We start from the raw sequence: 21,673 nt of genomic DNA on the forward strand, positions 1-21,673 counted from the left end.
ATAATCGTTCCCATTCTATCCTGTCATTCACCGCGCCCCGCCCGGCCCGCTCGCCCCTCCCTCCTTGCCGCTTCTTACCAGGGCAAGGTAAACGTCTTGCCGTTGCAAAACGACTTCATGGCCTCCTGCACGCCCTCCTTGTAGCCCAGGCCGGAGTCCTTGATGCCGCCGAAGGGCGTGAGCTCGATGCGGTAGCCCGGCACTTCCCACAGGTTCACCGTGCCCACCTTGAGCTCTTGGGCAAAGCGCGTCACATGGTCCATGCGGTTGGTGCAGATGCCCGAGGACAGGCCGTAGGCCGTGCCGTTCGAGATGGCGATGGCCTCGTCGATGTCGCGAAAGCGGATGATGGGCGAGACCGGCCCGAAGGTTTCCTCGCGCACCACGGTCATCTCGGGGCGCACCTGGTCGATCACCGTAGGCGCATACTGCGCGCCCTCGCGCTGGTTGCCGGTCAGCAGCCGCGCGCCCTGGGCCACGGCCTGGTTCACCAGCTCCTCGAAGCGCGCCGCGGCCTGGGCGTCGATCACCGTGCCCATGTCCATGCTCTCGTCCATCGGGTCGCCATGCTTCCAGCGGCGCGTCTTCTCCACCACCAGCTCGGTGAACTGCGCCGCCACCGACTCCTGCACCAGCATGCGCTTGACGGCTGTGCAGCGCTGGCCCGAGTTCTTGTACGAGCCCTGCACCGCGAGATCGGAGGCCTTGTCGAGGTCGGCGTCGTCCATCACGATCAGCGGGTCGTTGCCGCCGAGTTCCAGCACGATGCGCCGGTAGCCGGCCTTGGACGCGATGTACTTGCCTATGGGCACGCCGCCGGTGAAGGTGATCAGGTCGACATGCGCGTTGGTCAGCATTTCGTCGGCGATCTCGCGCGGGTCGCCGGTGATCACCTGGAACATCTCGGGCGGCAGGCCCGCCTCGTAGAGGATGTCGGCCAGGAAGTAGGCCGACAGCGGCACCTTCTCCGAAGGCTTGAGCACCATGCGGTTGTTGGTGGCGATGCTGGGCACCACCTTGTGCGCGACCTGGTTCATCGGGTGGTTGAACGGCGTGATGGCGCTGATCACGCCCTGCAGCGGCTCGCGCGTGGTGATCACCTTGCGCTTCTTGCCATGCGGCGTGAGATCGCAGGAGAACACCTGGCCGTCGTCGCGCAAGGCCTCGTTGGCGCCGAACACCAGCACGTCGGCCACGCGGCCGATCTCGTACATCGAGTCCTTGCGGCACAGGCCCGACTCCAGCGTGATCAGCGTCGAGGCCTGGTCGGCGCGGGCGCGCAGCAGCGCCGCGGCCTTTTGCAGGATGCTCGAGCGCTCGTAGCGCGTGAGCCTGGCCTGGTAGGCGTTGGCAATGCGGTAGGCGCGGCGCACGTCGTCCAGTGTCGCCAGCGCCACCATGCCGACACGCTCGCGCGAATAGGGATTGATGATGTCCAGGTGGCGCTCGCAGGCGACGCGCTCGCCGGCGATGCGCAGCGCCTCGCTGCGGAAATGCGCGCTGTCGCGCAGAGGGATGCGTACGTTCATGTCAGAGTCTCCTCGGTGAGGCCAATGAAGTTGCGCCCGCGCGCCCCGCCCTGGGCCTGCAGCACCATCTGCCTGGCCTCCTGCTCGCCCACGCCGTAGTCGCTGAAGCGCGTCTTCACGCCCAGGCCCTCGATGAACTGCGCCAGGCGCGCCGGCGCCTCGGCCAGCGGCAGGCCCAGCGCCTGGCCCAGCACCGCGTCGCGCTCGGCGCTGCGGCCCATGGCCCGCTCCAACACCATGGGCAGCGAGAACGAACAGGCAATGCCGTGCGGCAGGCCGTAGCGCAAGGTCATCTCGTAGGAGATCGAATGCGCCAGCGCGGTCTTGGTGTTGGAAAACGCCATGCCGGCCTTGAGCGCGGCCAGCGCCATGCGCCCGCGCAGCTGCACCCGGTCCAGGTCGCGCATCAGCCGCGGCAGCACGGAAAGAATGTCGTTGACCGCCGACACCGCGAGCGCGTCGGACACCGCGTTGGCGTTGACGTTCCAGATGGCTTCGAGCGCATGCGACAGCGCGTCCAGCCCGCTTTGCAGCGTCACCGCGGGCGGCAGCGACAGCATCAGCTCGGGGTCGATCAGCGCCACGCTGGGCCAGGTCTGGGGCAGATGCAGCGAGTACTTCTTTTGCCGCTGGCGGTCCCAGATCGTTGCCCAGGGCGTGACTTCGCTGCCGGTGCCGGCCGTGGTCGGCACGGCAATCAGCGTCTTGCAGCGCGTGGGCGTGAACACCCGCTCGCCGGCCAGCCCGGCGATCAGCGCGCCGAACTGCCCGCTGTCGTCGGCCACCATCAAGGCCTTGGCGGTGTCGATGGCGCTGCCGCCGCCGACGGCGACAATCACCTCGACCTGCGCGTGCGCGCGCCAGAAATCCTCGTAGGTGCGGGCCAGTTCGGCCACGTCGGGATTGGGTTGCACCTGGTCGATCACGCAGGCCAGCTGCGCGCCCAGCACCTCTTCGAGCCGGGCCAGCAGGCCCAGCGCGCGCGCTTCCGGGAAGGTGACCAGCGCCGCGCGGCGCCCACCCAGCAGTTTCGGCAGGGACAGCAGTCCCCCCGCCCCGTACACGCTTTGCACGGGGTTGTAGTAGTTTGCGGTCATGGTGGGCTTCTAGGCTGTGGCGAGCACCGCGTGGTTCAGCGCCAGATCGAAGATGTCGAAGTTGCGCAATCTGCGTCCGGGCGCCAGGCCCTGCAGCTTGCGGTTGAACAGCAGCGGCACCTTCTGCTCGGACAGCCCGCCATGCGAGCGCAGGGGCACGGTGAGGCCGCTGAGGTCGTGCTCGGCGGAGCGCGTGCCCAGCACCGTGAGGTGGTCGGACACCACCACCAGGTCGCCGATGCGATCGGGCGGCAGCTCGAAGCGCTCGGCCGCCTGGGCGCGCGTGAGCACCGCCTCGATGCCGTCATGCGTCTGCAGATCGCGCGCAATGGCCTGGGCATCCGTGCCGGGTGCCAGGTAGACGGTGGCAAACGAGCCCAGCGCGCCGTGGTGCACCACGTAGGGGTCGGTGATAGGAAGGATCACGCGGCTGCCTTCGGCGCCGGCCGTGGCGTCCAGCACTTCCTGCAGGAAGACGATGCGCGGGCGGCCCGCGGCGTCGGTCTTGGGGCTCATGCCATGGTCGGCCGTCAGGGCGATGACCGCGCCCAGCGCGTCCAGCTGGGCCAGGTAGCCGTCCATCATGGCGTAGAAATCGTTGGCGCCCGGCGTGCCCGGCGCGCACTTGTGCTGTACGTAATCGGTGGTCGACAGATACATCAGATCGGGCCGGCGGGTCTCCATCAGCTTGACGCCGGCAGCGAACACGAACTCGCTCAGGTCGGCGCTGTAGACCGAGGGCACGGGCTTGCCCACCAGTTCCAGCACCTTGTCTATGCCACTGTCGGCCAGCGTGGCCTTGTCGGCCTTCTCGGCGGAAAAGCAGATGCCGCCTTCGAGCTGGTGGCCCAGCAGGGTGCGCAGCTTGTCCTTGGCGGTCACCACCGCCACGTTGGCGCCGGCGCGCGAGAACGCGGCCAGCAGCGTCTCGGCGCGCAGATACGCGGGGTCGTTCATCATCACTTCCTTGCCCAGCGCCGTGTCGAGGAAGTAGTTGCCGCAGATGCCGTGCACCGCAGGCGGCGCGCCGGTGACGATGGACAGGTTGTTGGGATTGGTGAAGCTGGGCACCACGCAGTCGCCCACCAGCGAGGTCCCCTTGGCCAGCATCTTCGCCATGAAGGGTGCCACGCCCGCCTGGATCGCCTGGGTGATGTAGTCGGGCTCGCAGCCGTCGACGCAGACCACCACCACGGGCTGGGTGGGCTTGCTGTATTCGCGGTCGTTGACCTTGAGTTTGAAATGATCGGGGGCCATTAACGTGCTCCTTGCTGTATCCAAGCGCGCAGCTTGCTGGAAATGAAATCGGCGGTCATGACCATGACCACGATCACGAGAATGCAGGTGGCCGTGTCCTGGTACTGGAACAGCTTCATGCTGCCCACCAGTTCAAAGCCTATGCCGCCCGCGCCCACCATGCCCAGCACGGTGGCCTGGCGCAGATTGGTCTCGAAGCGGTAGAGAATGACGGCGATCCACGCGGTCACCACCTGCGGCAGCACGCCGAAGATGATGGTCTGGATGGGGCCGGCGCCGGTGGACCGCAGCGCCTCGATGGGCCCCTGGTCTATGTCCTCTATGGACTCGGCAAAGAACTTGCCCAGCATGCCCGCGCCATGCAGGCCCAGCGCCAGCACGCCCGGAAACGGCCCCAGGCCGACGGCCGCGACGAAGATCAGCGCGAGAATGATCTCGTTGATGCCGCGCATGATGTTGAGCACCTGGCGCATGAAGTGAAACACCGCCGGGTGGGGCGAGAGGTTGCGCGCCGCCAGAAAGCACACCGGCACCGCCAGCACGAAAGCCAGCAGCGTGCCCCACAGCGCGATCTGCACGGTCTCGATGGCCGGCGTCACGAGCTTGGCCGCGAACTCCCAGTTGGGCGGAAACATGCGCGAGAGAAAGTCGCTGATCCAGGGCGCGCCCTTGACCAGCTCGCTCAGGCTGACCTGGCTGCCTATGGCCGCCCACCAGAAGACGGCGACCAGCGCCAGCGCCGTGGCGGCGTACTTCCACCAGCCCTCGTTGCCGGCGCTCTTGGCGACCAGCAGGTTGTAGCGTCCTATGCCTATCATGATTGCTCCAATACCAGCTGCGGCGCGGCGTAGGCCGCGACAGGAACGGATGCGGGCAGGGCCGGCGCCGGCGCCTGGGGCGTGGCCGGGCCTTCGAGGCCGCCGGGGTAGATGCGCTGCAGCACCTCCTCGGACAGTTCGTCGGGCCGGCCTTCGAAGACCACGCGGCCGCCGGCGACGCCGATGATGCGCTGGCCGAACTCGCGCGCGTAGTCCACCTGGTGCAGGTTGCAGATCACCGTGATGCCGGACTCGCGGCTGGCCTGCTGCAGATAGCGCAGCACCTTGCGCGACGTCTTGGGGTCCAGGCTGGCCACGGGCTCGTCGGCCAGGATCACCTTGGGCTGCTGGGCCAGGGCGCGCGCAATGCCCACGCGCTGCTTTTGCCCGCCCGACAGCGTGTCGGTGCGCACGTCGGCCTTGTGCTCCATCTCGACGCGGCGCAGGCACTCGCGGGCCACATCGATGTCGGCGCGCGGAAACAGCTGGAACCACGACAGCACCGCAGGCATGGAGCCCAGGCGGCCGGTCAGCACGTTCTTGAGCACCGACAGCCGCGGCACGACGTTGTAGTGCTGGAAGATCATCGCCACGTTGCGCCGCACGCGGCGCAGGCCGGCGCGGTCGCCGCGCGAGACTTCGCCATTCACGCGGATCTCGCCGCCCGAAGGCTCGGCCAGGTGGTTGATGCAGCGCAGCAAGGTCGACTTGCCCGCGCCCGAGGCGCCCAGGATCACGACGAACTCGCCCCTGGCCACGCTCAGGCTGACGTCGTCCAGCGCCACGAAGTCGCCGTAGCGCTTGGTGAGGTTGCGGATCTCTATCATTTCATCTTCCTCAGGTCGAGGTTGAGCAGCTTGGCCGTGTCGCGGATGACGTTGTAGGCCGCGTCATTGGTCGGGAAGAAGCCGTTGAGCAGGCCCTGGTCCGACCAGGGGATGTCCTTGACCTGCAGGAACGCCGCCTGCACGCGCTTTTTCAGGTCGGCCGGCAGATCGGTGCGCCACACCGTGGGCGACTCGGGAATGGGATCGGAGCGCCAGACCTCGACCAGGTCCTCGCGCTTGGCCAGGCCCTTGGCTATGGCCGCATCGAGAATGCGGTCGGCGATGGCCGCGGCATCGACCTTCTTGTTCTGCACGGCAATCGCGCTGGAGTCGTGCGAGCCCGAGAAGATGACGCGGCCGAAATCCTTGTCGGTGTTGAAGCCGGCCTTCATCAGACCGGCCTTGGGAAACAGGTGGCCCGAAGTCGAGCTGGGGTCGACAAAGGCAAAGGTCTTGCCCTTGAGATCGGCCACGGTGCGGATGCCGCTGTCCTTGTGGGCCACCACCTGGCTGTGATAGAAGGTGCGCCCGGCCTTCTTGGTCTCGGCCACGGCAAAGGCCTCGATGTTGGCAATCGTCGCTCCCAGCACATAGGAGAACGGCCCGAGGTAGGCGACGTCCAGGCGCTTGGAGCGCAGCGCCTCGATCACGCCGTTGTAGTCGGCCGCGACAAAGGGCTTGACCTGCATTCCCAGCGCGGCCGCCAGCATGTCCATCATCTTCTGGCTGTTGGCGATCATCGCGCGGGAATCTTCGGACGGGATCAGCCCGACGGTCAGCACCTGCTGCTGGGCCAGCGCGGGAAAGGCCAGCGCGCTGGTCGCGGCGGCGGCACCCACCAGCACATTTCTGCGTTTCATCATGAGTTTGTCTCCTGCATATTCTTGACGCATGACATTTCTTCATCCTTGACAGGGAAGTGCCGTCCGGCCTGGAATTTCTCAGCCGGCGAAGTCCCACCTGTGCAATGCTGAAGATCCATGAGCGGGCGGCAGTTCTGTCGACGCCTGCACCGCTCTGGACAAAGTAAACCACTCGCTCAAGAATTCGACCAATTCAAAAGTTTCTCGACTTCTATTCTTTTTTTCTATGCGACTCACCCAGCTTCGCTCCTTCTACGCGGTCGCCCGCATGGGCAGTTTCACCAAGGCTGCGGAGCAGCTGCATGTGAGCCAGCCGACCATCACCACGCAGGTGCGTTTTCTCGAGGAGAGCTACAAGGTCGAGCTGTTTCACCGCAGCGGGCGGCGCGTGCAGCTGACGCCGCTGGGCGAGCAGCTGATGCGGCTGGCGCAGCAGATCTTCGGTCTCGAGGCCGATGCCGTGAGCCTGCTGGCCGACGCCGGCGAGCTGCGCACCGGCCACCTGCGCGTGGCGGCCGTCGGGCCCTACCACGTGACCCAGATGCTCGCCGACTTCAACGCCCACTACCCCGACATCAAGGTCAATGTCAGCACCGGCAATTCACAGGACGTTCTCGACCGGCTGCTGGACTACCGCGCCGACGTGGGTGTGCTGGCGCAGCTGGTGGAGGACGAGCGCTTTCTGTCCGTGCCCTTCGGCCGCCACCCGGTGGGCATCTTCACCGCCAGCTCGCACCGCTTTGCGCGCCGGCGCAGCATACGGCTGGCCGAACTGCAGGGCGAGCGCATGATCCTGCGCGAGGAGGGGTCGACCACGCGCAAGGCGCTGGAGCTGGCCTTGGGCGAGGCCGGCATCACGGTCGAACCCGTGATGGAAATCAGCAGCCGGGAAATGATCCGCGAAGCGGTGTCGCAAGGCATTGGCATTGCCGCGGTGTCCACGGTCGAGTATGTGACCGGGCCCGGCCTGCACCTGGTGGGCATCAGCGACGCGCAGATCTTCACCTACGCGCACATCCTGTGCCTTGCCGAGCGCCGCAGCATGCGCATGGTCAAGGCATTCTTCGATACCGCGTTGAACCGGCCGGGGTTTGCCAGGAAAGTCTGATTGCCCTGCCGGCCCGCCGCTCAGGCGGCGCGCGCCAGCGCGCGCTGGCGCCCGTAATGCATGACCACCATGCCGAAAATCGCCAGCAGGCCGCCGGCCACCAGCGCGAAGCTCACGGGCTCGTCCAGCCACAGGCTGGAAAACAGCACGCCGAACACCGGCACCAGCGCCATGTAGCCCGCGGCAGCGCCCGCGCCCAGGTCCTTGACGCCCTGGAAATACCAGGCATAGGCCAGCGCCGTCGAGCCCAGCGCCAGGCCCGCCAGACAGGCCCAGACCGCCAGCGGTGCGTGCACCAGCGCGGCCCATGCGGCCGGGCCTTCGACCACCAGGCTCGCAGCCAGCAGCATGACCGCGCCCAGCACGGCCGTCACTGTCACGGTGGTCAGGGCATCGATGCGCGTGAGCACCACCCGGCCTATCAAGGTATAGGCCACCCAGCAAAGAACGCAGCCCAGCAGCAGCAGTTCGCCCGTGCCCAGCGGACTGGCCAGCGCCTGGTCCGAGGCGCCGCTGGTGATGGCCCACAGCGCGCCGGCAATGGCCATCGCCACGCCCAGGCCTATGGTCCAGTTGAGCGCTTCGCGAAACAGCAGCGCCGCACACAGCAGCGTCACCGCCGGATTCAGCGTGATGACGATCGCGGCCCGGCCCGCAGGCACCAGTTGCAGGGCCAGCAGGAAAAAGCTCGCATATCCCAGCACGCCGGCGGCCGCGGCGCAGACCATTCCCAGCCACTGGCGCGGCTGCAGGCGCGCCACGGAAGACAGCCGGCCGCTGCGCTGCATCCAGAGCAACAGCACGGCGCTGGCCAACACGAAGCGCAGACAGGCCGCGGCCAGCGGCGGCATGGCCTGGGCGACGACGCGCCCCCAGGGCCAGGAGGCGCCCCACAGAGCGGCCATGCCAATCAAACCAAAGTGGGTGGAATAACGAGGAGAGGTCATGGGTCGCTAATATCCACTCATTTCAACCAATAGTCGAATGAGCAATCACTCATGACTTTCACCCAGCTCGAAGTCTTTGCCGCGCTGGCCAAAGTCGGCAGTTTCTCGCGCGCGGCGGCCGCCCTGGGCATCACGCAAAGCGCCGTGAGCCATGCGCTCAAGCAGCTCGAAACCGAACTGGGCGTGTGCCTGATACGCCGCGCAGGATCGGCGTCGGCGCTGACCGATGTCGGCACGCGGCTGCTGCAGCGCGCCAACGACATCCTGCAGCAAAAGGAAGCGCTGCAGCAGGAGGCCGACCATGAGCGCGGCATCGCGCGCGGCACGCTGCGCATTGCCTCGTTCGGCGCCACGTCGTCGCTGCAGCTGCTGCCGCCGCTGCTGGAGAAGTTCGCGCGCCAGCACCCGCTGGTCGAAGTGCAGATCGACGAGCAGGTCGACGAAGCCGTGATCCAGTCGCTGCTCGAGCGGCGCGTGGAGCTGGGCTTTGTCGTGCTGCCCGACGAACGCTTTGAAGTCGTGCCCCTGGCCCAGGACGAGCTGGTCGCGGTGCTGCCCGAATCCCATGCGCTGGCCGGCAAGGCCCGCATCGAGGCCAGGGACTTTCACGGCCAGCCTTTCATTCGCACCGCCGCCGGTTCGGGCGCGCACATCGACCAGTTCCTCACGGCCCAGGGCGCGGTGCCGCGAACGCTGTTTCGCTTCGAGCAGCTGTCGTCGATGCTGGGCTTTGTCGCCCGCGGCCATGCGCTGGCGATTGCCGCCCGGCTGGCCCTGCCCGATGCGCCCCGGGGCGTGGTGTACCGCGGCTTCGAGCCCCCGCGCCTGCGCATGACCGCCCTGGCGGCCTTGCGCTTTGAACGGCTGTCGCCCGCGGCCCAGGCGTTCGTGGCGCTGGCAAAAAGCCAGGCACGCGCAGTGCAAGCCGGCGCCCATCCAACATATAATAAGAAGCATTCTCATTAAAATCATTCCATAGCGCCATGCCAGCCGGCCCTGCCCTCTCGCTTCAGACTCCCGTCGACCCGGTGCAAACGCTTTATGCAGCCCATCACGGCTGGCTGGTCGCAAGGCTGCGGCGCAAGCTCGGCTGTGCCTGGGACGCGGCCGATCTGGCGCAAAACACCTTTGTGCGCGTGCTCACGGCCAAGGGTCTGGCGCTGGGCGAGGTGCTGGAGCCGCGCGCCTATCTGACGACCATTGCCCAGCGCCTGCTGGCCAACCATTTGCGGCGCCGGCAGATAGAGAGCGCCTACCTCGAAGCCCTGGCTTCGCTGCCCGAGCCCGTGGCGCCGCCGCCCGAGGCGCAGCTGATGGTGCTGGAAACGCTGGTCGCCATAGACCGGCTGCTGGGCGCGCTGCCCGTGGTCGCGCGCAAGGCCTTCCTGCTCTGGCGGCTGGAAGATCTCACGCAGGAAGAGATTGCCGCGCAGCTGGGCATTTCGCGCACCAGCGTGCGCCGCCATCTGGCCCAGGCCGCCGAGCGCTGCTACTTTGCCGAAACGCTCTGAAATGGCGCCCACCGACGCGCCCCAGATCCCGCCTGACATCGCCCGCGCCGCCGTGCACTGGCTGCTGGAGCTGAGCCCGGGCGACACGCGCACGCGCCGCCAGTGGCAGGCCTGGCTGGACGCCGACCCGCGCCATCTGCAGGCCTGGCAGCGCATTGCCCAGGTCGACGGCCAGCTGCGCGGCCTGCCCACGCCGCTGGCGCTGCAGACCCTGGCCGCACCGGGCCTGGCGCGCCGCCATTCGGTGCGGCTGGCGCTGCTGCTCACGGCCGGCGCCGGCGGGCTGCTGGCCGCGCGCCACAGCGGCCTGGCCGGCCAGGCCTGGCAGCAGGCAAGCGCCGACCTGTCGACGGCCACCGGCGAGCGGCGCGAGCAAAGGCTGGCCGACGGCACGCGGCTGTGGCTCAACACGGCTTCGGCCGTCGACCTGCACTACTCGGCCAGCGAGCGCCTGATCGTGCTGCGCGCCGGCGAAATCCTGGTGCACAGCGCGCCCGACCCGCAACCCGATCCCGCCACGCGCGCCGCGCGCCCGCTGCGCGTGCGCAGCAGCCAGGGCACGGCGCGCGCCATAGGCACGCGCTTCAGCGTGCGCCAGCACGACGGCAGCACCCATGTCGCGGTGCTGGACGGCCTGGTGGAGCTGCAGCCGCGCAATTCCGCCGCCCCGGCCCTGCGGCTGTCCAGGGGGCAGGCGGGGCATTTCACCGCGGCCGCTGCCCGGCGCGAGCCAGACCTGCGCGAGGGCGTGGGCGCCTGGGCCGAAGGCATGCTGGTGGCCGACGACATGCCGCTGGCGGATTTCATTGCCGAGCTCGCGCGCCACCGGCCCGGCCTGCTGCGCTGCGCGCCCGATGCCGCGCAGCTGCGCGTCTCGGGCAGCTACCCGCTTGCCGACACCGGGCGCGTGCTGCAGGCGCTCACGCGCTCGTTGCCGGTGCACATCCACAGCCGCACGCGCTGGTGGGTCACGGTGGAAATGCGCGCGCCGTCCCAAGGGTGATGACGGTGGAATGGCGCGCGGCGCGCGGTGATTTTTCGCGCCGCTGAAAAAACCTGGCCATTCCTGCCGCCCTGCGTGTCATTCCCTGCAGAAGCACCGCGAACGACTGCGCGGCGCGCTCCTGCAAACACCCATCAACGGACAACTTCGCATGCACTGCCACCCTCTTGCACTTCCCGCCGCAGCGCGCGCCACGGCCATTGCCGCCCGCCTGCTGTGCGCCAGCCTCACCACCTGCGCCGCGTTCGCCCTCGTGCCCCAGGCCGCCATGGCCCAGACCGCGGCCGCCGAGGCCGCACGCAGCTATGCGATTCCCGCCGGCCCGCTGGGCGCGGCGCTCAACCGCCTGGGGCGCGAGTCCGGCACGCTGATTTCGTTTGCCCCCGAGCTGGTGGCCGGACTGCAGACCCCCGGGGTGCAAGGCAACCTGGCCGTGCCCCAGGCCCTGGCCGCGCTGCTCGCGGGCGCGCCGCTCGAAGCGGTGCGTGACGCCAGCGGCGCCTATGCGCTGCGCGCTGCGCCGCGCAGCGCCGCGCCCGCGGCCAGCGCCGCCGCCGGCGCCAGCGTTGCCTTGGCGGAAGTGCGCGTCTCGGCCCAATCCGACCGCAGCCCGGTCACCGAAGGCACGGGCAGCTACACCGCGCGCAGCACCGCCGCCGCCACCGGCCTGTTGCTGTCGCCGCGGGAAACGCCGCAGTCCGTGAGCACCGTCACGCGCCAGCAGATGCAGGACCAGGGCGTGACCACGCTGGCCGAAGCCACGCGCCACATCACCGGGGTCACGGCCATCAGTTCCGACAGCGACCGCACCGACCTGAACGCGCGCGGCTTCTACATCGACAGCTATCAATACGACGGCGTGCCGATTGCCGCCTCCAACGACTTCTTCGGCACCTCGATGCTCGACCCCATTCTTTACGACCGCATTGAAGTGGTGCGTGGGGCAACGGGGCTGATGACCGGCGCGGGCGAGCCCGGCGCGTCCATCAACCTGGTGCGCAAGCGCGCCAGCAGCAAGGAGTTCACGGGCTCGGCCACGCTGGGCGTGGGCTCGTGGAGCCAGTTGCGCGGCAGCGTGGATCTGTCCACGCCCTTGAATGCCGACGGCAGCGTGCGCGCGCGCGTCGCGGCCATGACCGACGACCACGATTCGCACCTGGACCGCTACCACACGCGCAACCGCGCGCTGCTGGCCACGGTCGAAGCCGACCTCACGCCCGCGACCACGCTGTGGGCCGGCATAGAGCACCAGGCCAAGCGCCCCACGGGCGTGACCTGGGGCGGCCTGCCCATGGTCTACAAGGATGGCTCGCCCACCCACTGGCCGCGCTCCTTCAGCATAGGCGCCGACTGGACCGAGTGGAACACCACCAGCAACACCGCCTACGTCGGGCTCGAGCACCGCTTCGACAACGGCTGGAGCCTCAAGGCCAACGCCAGCCGCCTGGACAGCGACTACACCTCCAAGCTGTTCTACCTGCTGGGCCAGCCCGATGCCGGCGGCAGCGGCATCAACCCCTATCCCAATTATTCGCAGCAGTCGTTCGCACAGAACAGCGCCAGCCTGCAGGCCACGGGACCGTTCGCGCTGCTCGGGCGCACGCATGAAGCCGTGGTCGGGCTGACCGGCAGCCAATCGAACTACACCTACGGCAACTACAGCTACACCACCGGTCCGGTCGGCAATATTTTCGAATGGGACGGCTCGTATGCCGAGCCCGCATGGGGCGCATTCCGCCCGCTGGGCGACGACCGCACGCGCCAGAGTGCGGTGTATGGCGCCGTGCGTCTGTCGCTGGCCGACGATCTCAAGCTGATTGTCGGCGGCCGGCAAAGCCGCTGGGAGACCCGCAGCCTGAGCGAAACGCGCAAGCACGATGTGTTCACGCCCTATGCGGGCCTGATCTATGACCTGGACCCGACCTATTCGGTCTACGCCAGCTACACCAACATCTTCAAGCCGCAGAACTACCAGGACGTCAACGGTGCCTACCTCGATCCCGTGATGGGCAAGGCCTATGAGGCCGGCGTCAAGGCCGCCTACTTTGGCGGCCGGCTCAATGCCTCGCTGGCGGTGTTCCGCATTGCCCAGGACAATGTCGGCGTGCAGGACGGCGATGCGCTCGTCAGCGGCTCGGCCAACGCGGCCTACCGCGGCGAGAAAGGCGTGACCAGCAAGGGCTTCGAGGCCGAGCTGTCGGGCGAGCTGGCCAAGGGCTGGCAGATGACGGCCGGTTTCGCGCGCGCGCTGGCGCGCAACGCCGACGCCTCGCGCCTGCAGCCCCAGCGCCCGCAGAACATGGCCCATGTATTCACCAGCTACCGTTTGCCCGGCGCCTTGAGCGCGATCAAGCTCGGCGGCGGGCTGCAATGGCACGGCGCGACCTATGCGACCACCACCACCTCGACCGGCGTGGCCGCGCGCCGCGACCAGGGCAGCGTGACCATTGCCAGCCTGATGGCCAGCTATGACGTGAGCCGCCAGCTGTCGCTGCAGCTCAACGTCAGCAATCTGCTCGACAAGAACTACTACGATTTCGCCGGCACGCAGATCTACTACGGCGCGCCGCGCAAGCTGCTGCTGACCGCCAAGTACGATTTCTGAGAGCGCGCGCCAGGCCGGCCTCAGGCCAAGACGGCCAGCGCGCCGGCCAGGCGCTGCATGCCCGCGTCTATCTGCGCCAGCGTGAGGCTGGCGTAACCGAGGATCAGCCCGGCCGGACGTGGCGCCATGGCGCCCGGCGGCCGGGCAAACAGCGGCGACACGCCATACACGCCCACGCCCGCGGCGCGCGCCGCGGCGATCAGCTGCGGCTCGTGGCGCGGCCGCAGCGCGGGCAGCCACAGCACCAGATGCAGGCCGGCCGCGCTGCCCGCCACCTTGGCGTCGGCCGGCAGATGGCGCCGTATCGCGTCCAGCAGCGCATTGCGCCGGCGCTCGTTCTCGCGGCGCATGCGCCGCACATGGCGCTCGTAGGCACCGCTGTCCAGCAGCGCCGCCAAAACGCGCTGCTCCATCACCGGCGCATGCCGGTCGGCAAGCCGCTTGGCCTTGCGAAACAGCGGCACCAGGCGCTCGGGCAGCACCATGTAGGCCAGCCGCAGCTGCGGCGACAGCGCCTTGGAAAACGTGCCGATGTAGAGCACCCGGCCATCGGTGTCCATGGACTGCAGCGCGTCTATCGGGCGCTGGCCGTAGCGGAACTCGCCGTCGTAGTCGTCCTCGATGATCCACGCATCCTGCTGGCGCGCCCAGCGCAGCAGTTCCTGGCGCCGGCCCACGGGCAGCACGCCGCCCAGCGGGAACTGGTGCGAGGGCGTGACATAGGCCAGCCGCAGCCCGGAATCGCCGGGCAGGCTGGAGGTGTCCATTCCCAGGGAGTCCACGCCCACGGCCAGGCCGCGCGCGCCGCTGGCCTCGAAGCAGCGCCGCGCCATGACATAGCCCGGATCCTCGAAGACATAGGCGCTGTCAGCGTCCAGCAGCAGCCGCGCGCACAGGTCTATGGCCTGCTGCGCGCCCTGCACGATCAGGATCTGCTCGGCCGAACACGTCAGGCCGCGCGCGCGGCGCAGATAGCCCTGCAGCGCCTGGCGCAGATCGGGGTCGCCTTCGGGCGCGCCATAGTAGAGGCTGGGCCGCTGGCGCAGCAGCTCGGCCTGGTAGGCGCGCTTCCAGGCCAGCGTGGGAAAGTCGCGCGCCGCCACCGCGCCGTAAAGGAAATCAATGGGCGCGGACTCCGTGGCCGAAGTCTGGGCCGTCAGCAGCTCCAATGCGGCCAGGCGCTGCCCATAGGCCGAAAGCGCCGCGGCGCGCAGCGGCCCGGGCCCGGCCGGCGCGCGCGACTCGGCCCTTGGCGCCAGCGGCGCCGCGACGCGCGCGCTGCGGCCCGGCGCCGTGGCCACAAAGCCTTCGGCGGCCAGCTGTTCGTAGGCCACGGTGACGGTGCTGCGCGCCACGCCCAGGTCCGCGGCCAGCGCGCGCGTGGAAGGAAGCCTTGCGCCCACGGCCAGGCTGCCGTCGGCCATCTGCGCGCGCAGCAGGTCGTAGACGCGCCGGCCGCCGCCATTGGCGCCGCTGCGGCGGTTGGCGGGCGGCTGCAACTGGTCCATATAAATTCACCGAAACTGGATCTTGTGATTGTGCCGCGTAACGGCCAAAGTAGGCGCATCAGGAGGCCCCATGTACATCCCCGCGCAATTTGCCGAAACCCGCCCCGAAGAACTGGCACGCATCATCGCGCAGCACCCGCTGGGCATGCTGGTCACCCACGGCGCGCAGGGCCTGGACGCCGACCATCTGCCGTTTGAATTCGACCCGGCCGCCGGCAGCTGCGGGCAACTGAGCGCCCATGTGGCGCGCGCCAACCCGCTGTGGCAGAGCGCCCGGCAATGCCCCACGGGCCTGCCCGTGATGGTGGTGTTTCGCGCCGCCGAAGGCTATGTCTCGCCCAACTGGTACCCGAGCAAGCACGAGGCACACCGCCAGGTGCCGACCTGGAACTACGAGGTGGTGCATGCCCACGGCCTGCTGACGGTGCGCGACGACGCGCGCTTCGTGCGCGCCATGGTGGGCAGGCTCACGCGCCGCCATGAGGCCGCCGAGCCCAGGCCCTGGAAGATGGCGGATTCGGCGCCCGAGTTCATTGACGAACTGCTGCGCCGCATTGTCGGCATCGAGGTCACGCTGACTTCGCTGGTTGGCAAGCGCAAGCTCAGCCAGAACAAGGACGCGCGCGATCACGCGGGCGTGGTGCAGGCGCTGCGCGCCCGCGGCAACGACGCGCTGGCCCAGGCCATGGGGGCGCCCGGCAGCAACTAGGGCGCGACCCGCACCGCCGGCTCCGGCGCCACGCGCATGCAGCACAGCGCCGCAAAAGCGCTCAAGCCGAGCAGCGCGGAAAGCCATAGCGCGCCCGTGCCCCATTGGGCCACCGCCATGCCGTACAGAAACGGCGAGCCCGCCTGCACGATGCGCGCCGGCACCATCAGCCAGCCCTGGCGCTGGCCGTAGCCGCGCGCGCCAAACAGCTTGAGCGGCAGCGTGCCCACGGCAATCGTCAAAATGCCATTGCCAAGGCCGTGGACAATGGCAAAGACAGTGGCCGCGGGCGCGCCCAGCAGGCCCAGGCACAGTGCCGCGAGCGGATGGGCCAGTATCGCCAGCCGCGCCGACAGCAGCGGGTGGGCGTTCTGCAGAAACCGGTATTCGACCAGGCGCCCCGCGACCTGGGCCGGCCCGACCAGCGCCGCCGCGCCAATCGCCACGGCCAGGGCCGCGCCGCTGGCCTGCAGCAGCTGCGGCAGGTGCGCGGCCATAGCCGTGCTGATGAACCAGGACACCGCAAACACATAGGCCATCAGCAGCGCGGTGCGGCGCAGCGCCGCTGGCGCCGCTGTGGCGCCGCGCGCCGCGCCGGCGCTGTCGGGCATGACAGCCACGGGGGAGGCGCGCGGCAGCAGCAGGTTCAGCGGCAGTCCCAGCAGCAGATGCAGCAGCGCCCAGACCATGCAGGTCTCGCGCCAGCCCCAGGCGCTGGCGAGATAGCTCGACAGCGGCCAGCCCACGGTGCTGGCAAAGCCCGCAAACAGCGTGATGCCGGTGATGGCATGGCGCGCGTCCTGGCCGTAGAGCCGCACCACCGTGGCAAACGCCGCTTCATACAGCCCGCTGCCCATGGCCAGGCCCATCACCGCCCAGGCAATGAACACCTGGTGCGTCTGCGTTGCCTGGCTCAGCAGGCCCAGCCCGGCGGCAAACACCAGATTGCTGGCAATCAGCACCGGCCGCCCGCCAAGGCGGTCGATCAGCCGTCCGGCCACCGGCCCCATCGCGGCCGACACCAGCAGCGCCAGCGAGAACGCCGCAAACACCGTCGCATAGGACGCGCCGACGGCGCGCGCCATGGGCGCGGCCAGCACCGCGGGCAGGTAGTACGAAGATGCCCAGGACAGGGTCTGGGCCAGACCCAGCATCACGGTGGTTTGGGTGCGGCTGGCGGACATGGCTTCAGATGCTGCGCTGGTTGACCCGTTCGGACAGCGCCTGCGCGCTTTCGCGGCGTTCGCTGTAACGGTCCACGAGGTAGTCGGCGCAGTCGCGCGTGAGCAGCGTGAACTTGACCAGCTCCTCCATCACGTCGACCACGCGTTCGTAATAAGGCGAAGGTTTCATGCGCCCGGCGTCATCGAACTCCATGAAGGCCTTGGCCACCGAGGACTGATTGGGGATGGTGAGCATGCGCATCCAGCGGCCCAGCACGCGCAACTGGTTCACGGCATTGAACGACTGCGAGCCGCCCGAGACCTGCATCACGGCCAGGGTCTTGCCCTGCGTGGGGCGCTGCGCGCCCGCGGCCAGCGGAATCCAGTCGATCTGCGCCTTCAATATGCCGGTCATCGCGCCATGGCGTTCGGGCGAGGTCCAGACCATGCCTTCGGCCCAGACCGCGAGTGCGCGCAGTTGCTTCACCTTGGGATGGTCATCGGGCGCGTCGTCGGGCAGCGGCAGGCCACGCGGATCGAAGATGCGGGTGTCGGCGCCCATGGCCTGCAGCAGGCGCGCGGCTTCCTCGGTCAGCAGCCGGCTGTAGGAGCGCTCACGCACCGAGCCGTAGAGCAGCAGGATGCGCGGCGCATGGGTGGCGCGCTCGGCCGGCAGAAGATCGGCGAGCGTGGGCGCGGCAAACGCCTGGGCGTCGAGTTGGGGCAGATCAGGGCTTGGCAACGCGCTGTCCTTTCGCGTCCACGACGGCTTCGCCGTCTTCCTTGGCAAACGCCTGGCGCTGCGGTTGGGGCAGGATATCGAGCACGGTTTCCGAAGGCCGGCACAGCCGCGTGCCCAGCGGCGAGACGACGATAGGCCGGTTGATCAGCAGCGGCTGGGCCAGCATGAAGTCGATCAGCTGCGCATCGTTCCACTTCGCATCGCCCAGGCCCAGTTCTTCATAGGGCGTGCCTTTTTGCCGCAACAGATCGCGCACGGAAATGCCCATGGCGGCGATCAGCTGCTCAAGCGTCGCACGGTCGGGCGGCGTCTTCAGGTACTCGATGACCTGCGGTTCTTCGCCGCTGTTGCGTATCAGCGCCAGCACATTGCGCGAAGTGCCGCAGGCCGGGTTGTGATAGATGGTGATGTCGCTCATATGGATTCCTTTCAGGAGAACAGACTCAGACGCAATGCCAGCGCGGCCAGGGTCACGACCAGCACCGGCAACGTGAGCACGGCGCCGACCTTGAAGTAGTAGCCCCAGCCGATCTTCATGCCCTTTTGCGCCAGAACATGCAGCCACAGCAGCGTCGCCAGGCTGCCGATAGGCGTGATCTTGGGGCCCAGATCGCAGCCAATGACATTGGCGTAGACCATGGCCTCCTTGACCACGCCAGTAGCCGTGGATGCATCGATGGACAGCGCGCCTATCAGCACCGACGGCAGGTTGTTCATCACCGACGACAGCAGCGCCGACAGCAGGCCCGTGCCCAGCGCCGCGCCCCAGACGCCGCCTTGCGCAAAGACATCGAGCAGCGCCGCGAGTTCATCGGTCAGGCCTTCATTGCGCAGGCCGTAGACCACCAGGTACATGCCCAGCGAGAACACCACGATCTGCCAGGGCGCGCCGCGCATCACCCGGCGCGTGCTGATTGCCCTGCCCCGGCCCGCGACCAGCAGCAGCAGCACGGCCGCCACCGCGGCCACGGCGCTGACCGGAACGCCCAGCGGCTCGAGCGCGAACATGCCGACCAGCAGCAGCGCCAGCACCACCCAGCCGGCGCGAAACGTCGCCCGGTCGCGAATCGCCGCGGCCGGCGGCTTGAGCTGGGCCAGTTCATAGCGCGCGGGAATGCTGCGTCGGAAGAACAGCATCAGCATGCCCAGGCTGGCCAGCACCGCGACCAGATTGACGGGCAGCATCACGGCCGCATAGTCGTTGAAGCCGATGTGGAAGAAGTCGGCGGAAACGATGTTCACCAAATTGGAGACCACCAGCGGCAGGCTCGCGGTATCGGCAATGAAGCCCGCGGCCATGACGAAGGCCAGCGTTGCCGCGGGCGAAAAGCCCAGGGCCAGCAGCATGGCCATGACGATGGGCGTGAGAATCAGCGCCGCGCCGTCGTTGGCAAACAGCGCCGAGACCGCCGCGCCCAGCAGCACGATGAAGGCAAACAGCCGCGGCCCCCGGCCCCGGCCCCAGCGCGCCACATGCAGCGCCGCCCATTCAAAGAAGCCGGCCTCGTCGAGCACCAGGCTGATGATGATGATGGCGACAAAGGTCGCGGTCGCGTTCCAGACAATGCCCCAGACCACGGCAATGTCCGAGAGCTGCACCGCGCCCAGCAGCAGCGCCGCCGCCGCGCCCAGCGAGGCGCTCCAGCCTATGCCCAGGCCGCGCGGCTGCCAGATGACCAGCACCAGCGTGGCGACGAAAATCACAAAGGCGGTCAACATGGTCGGCTCAGCCTTTGCAGGAAAGTTCGGCAGGAGCGCAGGGAATGCCCTGGCAGCAGTTTTCGCTCAGATAGTCGAGCAGGCCGTTCATCGCCGGAAACGCCGCGCGGTACAGCACATGGCGGCCCTGGCGTTCCTGGCTCACGAGCTCGGCATGGGCCAGCTCCTTGAGATGGAACGACAGCGCATTGGCCGCGATGCCCAGTTGCGCGGCCAGCGCGCCCGGGGTCAGCCCCTCGGGGCCGGCCACCACCAGTGCGCGGAATATGCGCAGCCGGGCTTCATGGGCCAGCGCGGCGAGAGAACGAATGACTTGGGCTTCTTGCATAAATCAATAATACAACAATTGTTGAATCATTAGAGAAAAGTTGCAGTCAATACCTGGGGCTGCGGCATGCAAGACTTTAGCGGCTAAAAAGCGGGAGCATCTGCCCCCGCGTTCTTCACGCTGCGCTCAATGTGCTCAAAGTCCGCCTGATGCGGGGCAGATCAACGCCCCAGGGCCGCGCGCGCCAGCAGGCGCCGCGCCTGCAGCACCACGGGCAGATCGACCATGCGGCCGTCGAGCTGCACGGCCGCGCCGCCCGACCGGGCATCGGCCTCGAGCACGCGCTGCGCCCAGGCCACATCGGCGGCCACCGGGGCCATGGCCTGGTGCACGATGGCTATCTGGCGCGGATGTATGCACAGCTTGGCGCCAAAACCGTAGCGCAGCGCCTGGCGCGTGTCACGGCGCAGCTGCTCGTCGTCATGTATGGCCACCGTCACGCCGTCGATCGCGGGCGCGAGCGCGTTGGCGCGTGTCGCCATGGCCACGGCGAAACGCAGGGGCGCGAGTTCGGGCTCGCCCTCGGAGCACTGCAGTCCGGTGTCGGCCATGAAGTCGATATGTCCTATCACCAGCCGCAGCACATTGCGCGCCGCGGCAATGGCGGCCAGCGCGCCGTAGCCGGCGGCGCTTTCAATCAGCGGCAGCACCGGCACGGCCGGCAATGCGGCCTGCACCTGGGCCAACTGCTGCGCCGACTCGGCCTTGGGCACCATCACGCCGTCAAGCCCATCGAGCTGCGCCAGCAGGCGCAGATCCTGCGCGCCCAGCGCCTGGCCGGCGGCATTCATGCGCAGCACCAGCGGCACGCCCAGGCCCTGGAGCCGTGGCCAGGCCTGGCGCACGGCGTCGCGCGCCGCGGTCTTATCGCTCAGGCCAACGGCATCTTCCAGGTCCAGCACCACCGCGTCCGCGCCGCTGCGCATGGCTTTTTCAAAGCGTTCGGGACGGTTGCCCGGGACAAACAGAAAACTGCGGGCCGTGGCCAGCGTGAGCGATGCAGAGGAAGACATGGGTCGGCCGTTTCAGACGGATAAATGGGTAAGCACCAGCTGGCGCAGGATGTGCAGCCTGCCGGTGAAGAAATGGTCGGCCCCGGGCACGACGACCACGGGCCGGCCCTGCGGCCGCGCCCAGTCGAGCACCGCGCCCAGCGGCACGCGCGTGTCGAGTTCGCCATGCACCACCAGCGCGTCGGGCAGTTCGGTGGGCGTGTCGTAGCGCCGCCCTCCTTCGACTTCGCCCGAAGGCATGCCCGCCAGGCAGATGCGCCACGGCGCCGCGTTGGCGGCCAGCAGCGCGCTGGCCACGCGCGCCTGCACGAAGGCACCAAACGAAAAACCCAGCAAGGCGCAGCGCAGTTCGGGCCGCGCGGCGCGCAGCTGGCGGTAGAGCGCCAGCAGGTCCTCGGTCTCGCCCAGGCCCGCGTCATGGACTCCGGCGCTGCCCGCGACGCCGCGAAAATGCGGGCGCACCACGAGCCAGCCCGCATCGGCCAGCGCGCGCGCCAGCAGCTGCACGATCTTGTGCTGCGCCGTGCCGCCCTGCAAAGGCTGGGGATGGGCAATCAGCGCCAGGCCCAGGGCTTCACCCCGGGGCACATCCACCAGCATTTCGATGCGCCCCACGGGGCCGTCGGCAAAACACGCGCCGCTGCGCGTCAGATCCAGCGCGGCCATGCTCACAGCGCCCGGCTCAGTTCGGGCATGGCCGTGAACAGGTCGGCTTCCTTGTGGATCGCCACAATCACCTTGGAGTCCTTGATGCCCGCCAGATGCTGGATGCCGCCCGACATGCCGGCGGCAACATGAAGTTGCGCAGTGGCGATTTTTCCGGTCCGGGCTCGCTGCGGATCATGGGCCGCGTAGCGCGAGGCGTTGTCGTGTTCTGCAATAACGGGAGGGGTCATGCCATTCTTTCGGTATGGAGTTAGCGCAGG

At 68.5% G+C, this 21,673-nt stretch carries 21 protein-coding genes and 1 pseudogene; 6 read left to right on the top strand and 16 right to left on the bottom strand.

Annotated features, from left to right (window positions below; translation table 11 throughout):
• Positions 1-74: 74 nt before the first annotated feature.
• The 6 genes from phnY to phnD are packed head-to-tail and all read right to left on the bottom strand — an operon-like array spanning position 75 to position 6,388.
• Positions 75-1,529 carry a phosphonoacetaldehyde dehydrogenase gene (gene phnY, locus RR928_RS07325; RefSeq protein WP_332547820.1) on the bottom strand — a complete coding sequence of 485 codons (1,455 nt, stop codon included), beginning with the start codon at positions 1,527-1,529 and terminating at the stop codon, positions 75-77.
• The gene (gene psrA, locus RR928_RS07330) at positions 1,526-2,626 is read right to left on the bottom strand and encodes an iron-containing alcohol dehydrogenase PsrA (RefSeq protein WP_332681980.1); all 1,101 of its coding nucleotides are present in this window, start codon (positions 2,624-2,626) and stop codon (positions 1,526-1,528) included. The genes phnY and psrA overlap by 4 nt, the downstream gene beginning before the upstream one ends.
• 9 nt (positions 2,627-2,635) lie before the next feature.
• Complete coding sequence (gene phnA, locus RR928_RS07335; RefSeq protein WP_332537236.1) at positions 2,636-3,883, bottom strand: phosphonoacetate hydrolase; 1,248 nt, start codon at positions 3,881-3,883, stop codon at positions 2,636-2,638.
• The gene (gene phnE / locus RR928_RS07340) at positions 3,883-4,701 is read right to left on the bottom strand and encodes a phosphonate ABC transporter, permease protein PhnE (RefSeq protein ID WP_332537237.1); all 819 of its coding nucleotides are present in this window, start codon (positions 4,699-4,701) and stop codon (positions 3,883-3,885) included. The genes phnA and phnE overlap by 1 nt, the downstream gene beginning before the upstream one ends.
• On the bottom strand, positions 4,698-5,528 hold the full coding sequence (phnC, locus tag RR928_RS07345; protein ID WP_332537239.1) for a phosphonate ABC transporter ATP-binding protein: 831 nt from the start codon (positions 5,526-5,528) through the stop codon (positions 4,698-4,700). Before phnC ends, phnE begins: the two co-directional genes overlap by 4 nt.
• The gene (gene phnD / locus RR928_RS07350) at positions 5,525-6,388 is read right to left on the bottom strand and encodes a phosphonate ABC transporter substrate-binding protein (RefSeq protein ID WP_332547835.1); all 864 of its coding nucleotides are present in this window, start codon (positions 6,386-6,388) and stop codon (positions 5,525-5,527) included. The genes phnC and phnD overlap by 4 nt, the downstream gene beginning before the upstream one ends.
• Before the next feature lie 229 nt (positions 6,389-6,617).
• Between phnD and RR928_RS07355 the strand changes: the two genes are divergently transcribed.
• On the top strand, positions 6,618-7,499 hold the full coding sequence (locus RR928_RS07355; protein WP_332681983.1) for a LysR substrate-binding domain-containing protein: 882 nt from the start codon (positions 6,618-6,620) through the stop codon (positions 7,497-7,499).
• 20 nt (positions 7,500-7,519) lie between these two features.
• On the opposite strand, the gene RR928_RS07360 is transcribed toward RR928_RS07355, so the two are convergent.
• Positions 7,520-8,446 (bottom strand): DMT family transporter, encoded by a 927-nt coding sequence (locus RR928_RS07360; RefSeq protein WP_332537243.1) that lies wholly within the window; start codon positions 8,444-8,446, stop codon positions 7,520-7,522.
• A 51-nt stretch (positions 8,447-8,497) separates the two neighbouring features.
• On the opposite strand from RR928_RS07360, the gene RR928_RS07365 reads away from it, so the two are divergent.
• The 4 genes from RR928_RS07365 to RR928_RS07380 all read left to right on the top strand — a co-directional run bounded on the left by RR928_RS07365 (position 8,498) and on the right by RR928_RS07380 (position 13,565).
• Positions 8,498-9,412 carry a LysR family transcriptional regulator gene (locus RR928_RS07365; protein ID WP_332537245.1) on the top strand — a complete coding sequence of 305 codons (915 nt, stop codon included), beginning with the start codon at positions 8,498-8,500 and terminating at the stop codon, positions 9,410-9,412.
• 17 nt (positions 9,413-9,429) lie between these two features.
• Entirely contained in the window at positions 9,430-9,957 is a 528-nt protein-coding gene (locus RR928_RS07370) for a sigma-70 family RNA polymerase sigma factor (RefSeq protein ID WP_332537246.1), read from the top strand.
• 1 nt (position 9,958) lies between these two features.
• Positions 9,959-10,960, top strand: coding sequence for a FecR domain-containing protein (locus RR928_RS07375; RefSeq protein WP_332681985.1), 1,002 nt, complete (start codon positions 9,959-9,961; stop codon positions 10,958-10,960).
• Positions 10,961-11,111: 151 nt separating this feature from the next.
• On the top strand, positions 11,112-13,565 hold the full coding sequence (locus RR928_RS07380) for a TonB-dependent siderophore receptor (protein ID WP_332681987.1): 2,454 nt from the start codon (positions 11,112-11,114) through the stop codon (positions 13,563-13,565).
• A 20-nt stretch (positions 13,566-13,585) separates the two neighbouring features.
• Here the strand turns inward: RR928_RS07380 and pdxR are convergent, their stop codons facing one another.
• Positions 13,586-15,073, bottom strand: coding sequence for a MocR-like pyridoxine biosynthesis transcription factor PdxR (gene pdxR / locus RR928_RS07385; protein WP_332537251.1), 1,488 nt, complete (start codon positions 15,071-15,073; stop codon positions 13,586-13,588).
• A gap of 70 nt (positions 15,074-15,143) precedes the next feature.
• On the opposite strand from pdxR, the gene RR928_RS07390 reads away from it, so the two are divergent.
• A complete protein-coding gene (locus RR928_RS07390) occupies positions 15,144-15,782 on the top strand; it encodes an FMN-binding negative transcriptional regulator (RefSeq protein WP_332537252.1) in 639 nt (212 codons plus the stop codon).
• On the opposite strand, the gene RR928_RS07395 is transcribed toward RR928_RS07390, so the two are convergent.
• From RR928_RS07395 to RR928_RS07430, 8 genes and pseudogenes are all read right to left on the bottom strand, one after another.
• On the bottom strand, positions 15,779-16,966 hold the full coding sequence (locus tag RR928_RS07395) for an MFS transporter (RefSeq protein WP_332681989.1): 1,188 nt from the start codon (positions 16,964-16,966) through the stop codon (positions 15,779-15,781). The two genes, RR928_RS07390 and RR928_RS07395, sit on opposite strands and share 4 nt — an antisense overlap.
• Positions 16,967-16,970: 4 nt before the next feature.
• The gene (gene arsH / locus RR928_RS07400; RefSeq protein WP_332681991.1) at positions 16,971-17,687 is read right to left on the bottom strand and encodes an arsenical resistance protein ArsH; all 717 of its coding nucleotides are present in this window, start codon (positions 17,685-17,687) and stop codon (positions 16,971-16,973) included.
• The gene (arsC, locus tag RR928_RS07405; protein ID WP_332537257.1) at positions 17,674-18,105 is read right to left on the bottom strand and encodes an arsenate reductase (glutaredoxin); all 432 of its coding nucleotides are present in this window, start codon (positions 18,103-18,105) and stop codon (positions 17,674-17,676) included. Before arsC ends, arsH begins: the two co-directional genes overlap by 14 nt.
• An 11-nt stretch (positions 18,106-18,116) precedes the next feature.
• Positions 18,117-19,406, bottom strand: a complete 1,290-nt coding sequence (locus RR928_RS07410) for an arsenic transporter (protein ID WP_332681993.1) — start codon at positions 19,404-19,406, stop codon at positions 18,117-18,119.
• A 7-nt stretch (positions 19,407-19,413) separates the two neighbouring features.
• Positions 19,414-19,734, bottom strand: coding sequence for an ArsR/SmtB family transcription factor (locus tag RR928_RS07415; protein ID WP_332537260.1), 321 nt, complete (start codon positions 19,732-19,734; stop codon positions 19,414-19,416).
• A 161-nt stretch (positions 19,735-19,895) separates the two neighbouring features.
• On the bottom strand, positions 19,896-20,747 hold the full coding sequence (locus RR928_RS07420; protein ID WP_332681995.1) for an HpcH/HpaI aldolase/citrate lyase family protein: 852 nt from the start codon (positions 20,745-20,747) through the stop codon (positions 19,896-19,898).
• Between the two features lie 12 nt (positions 20,748-20,759).
• Entirely contained in the window at positions 20,760-21,413 is a 654-nt protein-coding gene (locus RR928_RS07425) for an alpha/beta hydrolase (protein ID WP_332547829.1), read from the bottom strand.
• A 2-nt stretch (positions 21,414-21,415) separates the two neighbouring features.
• A pseudogene (locus RR928_RS07430) lies at positions 21,416-21,601 on the bottom strand (electron transfer flavoprotein subunit alpha/FixB family protein); the annotation flags it as partial.
• Positions 21,602-21,673: the final 72 nt, after the last annotated feature.

It is taken from the genome of Comamonas sp., from assembly GCF_036666375.1.
In the GTDB taxonomy this organism is placed as follows: domain Bacteria; phylum Pseudomonadota; class Gammaproteobacteria; order Burkholderiales; family Burkholderiaceae_C; genus Comamonas.